At 38.6% G+C, this 4249-nt stretch carries 3 protein-coding genes and 1 pseudogene; 1 reads left to right on the forward strand and 3 read right to left on the reverse strand.

Features of this window, described 5'->3' with window-relative positions:
* Positions 1-299: 299 nt before the first annotated feature.
* Positions 300-1394, reverse strand: coding sequence for a FecR family protein (locus AC1DPZ_RS23005; protein ID WP_477407844.1), 1095 nt, complete (start codon positions 1392-1394; stop codon positions 300-302).
* A gap of 589 nt (positions 1395-1983) precedes the next feature.
* Between AC1DPZ_RS23005 and AC1DPZ_RS23010 the strand changes: the two are divergent.
* Positions 1984-2238: pseudogene (locus tag AC1DPZ_RS23010) on the forward strand (PDDEXK nuclease domain-containing protein); the annotation flags it as partial.
* Between the two features lie 186 nt (positions 2239-2424).
* On the opposite strand, the gene AC1DPZ_RS23015 reads toward AC1DPZ_RS23010, so the two are convergent.
* Together AC1DPZ_RS23015 and AC1DPZ_RS23020 are read right to left on the reverse strand one after the other, a co-directional pair.
* A complete protein-coding gene (locus tag AC1DPZ_RS23015) occupies positions 2425-3018 on the reverse strand; it encodes an RNA polymerase sigma-70 factor (protein WP_477407846.1) in 594 nt (197 codons plus the stop codon).
* 51 nt (positions 3019-3069) lie between these two features.
* Positions 3070-4249: aldose epimerase family protein (locus AC1DPZ_RS23020; protein WP_477407848.1), on the reverse strand; the 1180-nt coding region annotated here is incomplete at its 5' end.

Below are 4249 nucleotides of genomic sequence, written 5' to 3' on the forward strand. Positions count from 1 at the left end.
TTATTATACTCTGGCCATATCCCTTTGAAAAAGCCTGAAATGATGACATGATCACCAGGGCAAGGATAAATTTAAACATAAAAAAGACTTTCAAAAATTGGTTTAACCGCACTTGGTTAATGCGGTGTACATTTTTTTTCATAATTTAGCATTAAGGTGTTTTAACTATTTGGTTTTCTAAAAGGGCTGGTAGTTAACTTGTACCAAATACACGGGGGGATGCGTCAACATTTCCCCGTTTTTTGGTTTAGTTTAGATACTTATATAAGCATAGGCTGTTTAATTAATTGGTTAAATGGTTAATAAACTAAAATTTGATTGTTATCGGTTTTATAATGGAAATAGGTTGTGGTTTGCAGGGCTTTCATAGCTTTACCGATAGATTCGTTTTGAAACTTACCCGTAAATCTTAATTTTCTAAGGCCTTCGTTCTTAAAACTAATGGTAACGTTATAACGGCGTTCCAGCTTTTTGGCCAGGCTTTCAAAATCCTCGGCATCAAAGGCGAGCTTATTTTCAACCCAAAGCGCCTCTGATGGTAAACTATCCTTTTTCGCCATATGGATCTGGCCTAATGCCATCAGCGGAGTTTCTTCTGTTATATTTTTGACAGCCAGCACCGAGGCTTTACCGGCAACAAGCGGTTGCTCATTATTTATAGTAAGCTTATCCGCTGCTTTTAAAATGATCTTTTTCTCGGGGGTTTTTAATATGGTTAATTCTATCCGCCCCCGTATCAGCGAAGCTTCGGATGTTTTATCGTTACCGTATGCACGTACATTAAATTTGGTACCCAATACTTTTATGCTGATGGTTGGCGTAGTCACGATAAAGGGATGCTGAACATCCTTTACAACATCAAACAAAGCCTCGCCCTGGAGAGAAACTTTTCTTTGCTCAACACCATAATTAGCATCATAAATCAGCTTGCTGCCCGCGTTTAACCATACCCTGGTACCATCGGATAATTGAATTTTACTGATCCCGTTTTGCGGCGCTGTTATCTGGTTGGTTTTATTGATGTTAGTTACATCTCTTTTATTTACAATAACAAACACCAGGGCAAAACATGCTGCTACAACTAATGAAATAATTTTAAGGAATTTTATGATGCCCGGTTTTGGTTTATCCTGCTCAGTGTTTTCTGACTGGGTTAAATTTTCAGCCTCTGTTTTATCGGCATCATCCAGCTTATTTTCAAAGGCCAGCCATTTTGATTTTAATTTTTCGTCGGCCTTTGTTTCATTTTCTTTTCGCCAGATCTCTTCCAGTAAAGCAAGCGGATACTGATCTGCAATGCCTTGCTGCAGCAGTTCTTCAAGTTCAAGCAATTCTTCGGCAGTAGCCTCGCCGCTTAACTTTTTACCAATAAGTATCCAGATATTATTAATCATTATTTACTGCTCTACTTATATAGACTGTAAATAATGAAAACACCCTGGGAGAAAAATTAATTTTTTTTTAAGGGGAAGATTATCACGATACTTTTGCCTTTTCTATATCACTGGTATAATGATTCTTATTAGTTTTGGCATAGTAGCATATAAAAATGAGATCAAAAAAAAAATCCGTTCGCGCTTTTTGAAAATATCAAAAGTTAGGAAAAGGCTTCCTGTTTGAAGGAAGGCAACGAAGGTTTACATTTGAAGGTGATAGCTTTTTTGTCGACCTTGTTTTTTATAACCCCTCCAGCATAAAGTGTTCTAACTTATCTATAATGGCGGTTTCAAATTCATTTTCAGAATATTTACTTTCTTCTTTTAAACCCAGAAATTCTAACACATAATGGCTTTTAAGCGCATCGGCAGGCTTTTTCTATTATTTGTCCTTTTTCTGCAAGTTGTTTAATACCGTTTTTATCCTTGCTTAAAGCTAATCTTTCAAATAATGCCGAATTGTATTGCCGCTGCAATTCCCTTACCGACCAATGATTAGCCGCGGCTTCTATTTCGTAAAAGTTGCGTTCATCTTCATTTACTAAGATGCTTTATCCTTTTCGACTTAAAAATTGGCAAGTTAACCCACCAGGATATTGGTCAGATGCAGATGTATGTAAACTATTACGACAGAAAAATAAAAACTAAGGATGAAAACCCAACAATAGGTATTATCCTTTGTAAAGAGGAAAACAGAACAGTTATAGAGTTTACATTACCGGAGGGTAACAATCAAATATTTGCCAAAGAATATAAAGCGGTATTACCAAGTAAAGAAGCTCTTAAAAAGCAGCTGGAGTAAAAAGGTTAACAAGCATTGTGCAGCTAACCCTTGCTATGTTGCTCTGTCAGCTCAATAAGGGTCTGACACAGTTTATTTTACAGACCCCACGCAACAGCACATTGCCTTTAAATGTAATTTATCAACCAACCATTATTGCCTTGTATAAATATAATTTACAGCAAAAAAGACGCTGCATTGTAAAAACTATTTCTTTTCTGAAAATACTTTTCCCTGTGTTACAACATTGCTTTTCTGCGAATCAGCAATCCCAACCGAGATCTGTTTTAGCGCGTTACCCATATGATATTCAACGGTTTTTATAGACAGGTTCAGCAGGTCGGCAACTTCCCTGTATTTTAAACCGTCCTCTTTTACCAGTCTAAAAACCAATTTGCATTGGTCTGATAGCCTGCTGAGCGAATTATTAATAAGTTTTGTTGTATCTCTGCAGATAAGCTTGTCTTCGCCGGTTGCCGAAGGATCAATGATATCCACGTCCACCTCATCAATACTTACCTGGTTTAACTGCACTTTTGAGATATGGGTTAAGCATTTGTTTTTAACCGAAACATAGCAATAGTTACTAAAGTTACTAATGTCGGTTAGCTTTGCACGCTGCATCCACAGGTTTAAAAATACATCATCAACAATCTCTTCAGCGGCCTCATCCGTTTTTACAAACGATTTGGCAAACCAAAATAATTTGCGGTAATAAAACAGGTACAGCCTTTTAAAGGATGCCCTGTTGTTATTTAAAGCAATATCATTAAGCAGATATTTTATTTCGGTTTCAGCCATCTCAAGCGGGGGTATAATCAAAAAATGGAACTACAATTCTTTATAAGAAGCCTACTTGCTTGAAAATTTATAAATGGTTGTTGTATGATAGGTTGCGCCTGGCTTTAACACAGTTGATGCAAATGCCGGCTTATTTGGCGCATCAGGAAAGTGCTGGGTTTCCATGCAAAATGCCGAACGGTGCGGGTACGCTTTACCGCCTTTACCATCGTTGGTTGCACCTGTTAAAAAGTTACCGCTGTAAAACTGCAATCCTGGTTCGTCGGTATAAATATCCATTACAATACCTGTCTTAGGGCTACTCACAGTTGCTATCGATTTGGTGATATCGTGCTTATTAAGCGCAAAGTTATGATCGTAGCCTTTACCATTTTTCAATTGCTCATCCTTGTCATTAATATTGGCGCCAATGGCTTTTGCAGTGGTAAAATCAAAAGCTTTACCTTTTACAGGCTGTAATTTCCCTGTCGGAATCAGTGTGGTATCAACCGGGGTAATGTTATCGGCATCAATTTTTACAATGTTATCCAGTATAGTTGAATCGCCCGCGCCATTAAGATTAAAATAGGCGTGGTTGGTTAAGTTTACAATGGTTGTTTTATCGGTGGTTGCCGTGTATTCTATCTTCAGCGCGTTATCGGCGGTAAACGTATAGGTTACTTTAGTTGTAAGCGTACCTGGGTAACCGCCTTCAGCATCTTTTGATACATAGGTAAGGTTAAGGGTACTGTCATTTGGTTGGGCGGCGTCAAACACCTGGGCGTAAAAACCTTTAAAGCCGCCATGCAGCGTGTTTACACCATCGTTAATATCCAGTTGGTAAGCTTTGCCTTCCAAACTGAATTTTCCTTTACCAATGCGGTTACCATAACGGCCTATAATGGCGCCAAAAAATGGTTCTTTTGGTTTCTGGTAAGTTTTAAGGCTATCGTATCCTAAAACCACATCTGTTAAAGCCCCCTTGTTATCTGGTACCATCAGGCTTACAACCCGGCCGCCATAATTGGTTATGGCCACACTGGCGCCTTTGCTGTTTTTTAATGTATATAGTTTAACGGCCTTGCCATTCACGTCGCCTTCAAAATTTTTGGCGTCGGGCGCGGCCGCGGCTACTGTTGACGTAGAATCTCCGGCGGCAGCTTTCTTTTCAGCCGGCCCACTGCAGCTTACCAATAGCGATAGCGCGAGGCTACATAATAAGTATTGTTTTTTGTATACTTTTTTCATAATT

This window comes from Mucilaginibacter sp. P4_G9, from assembly GCF_056400985.1.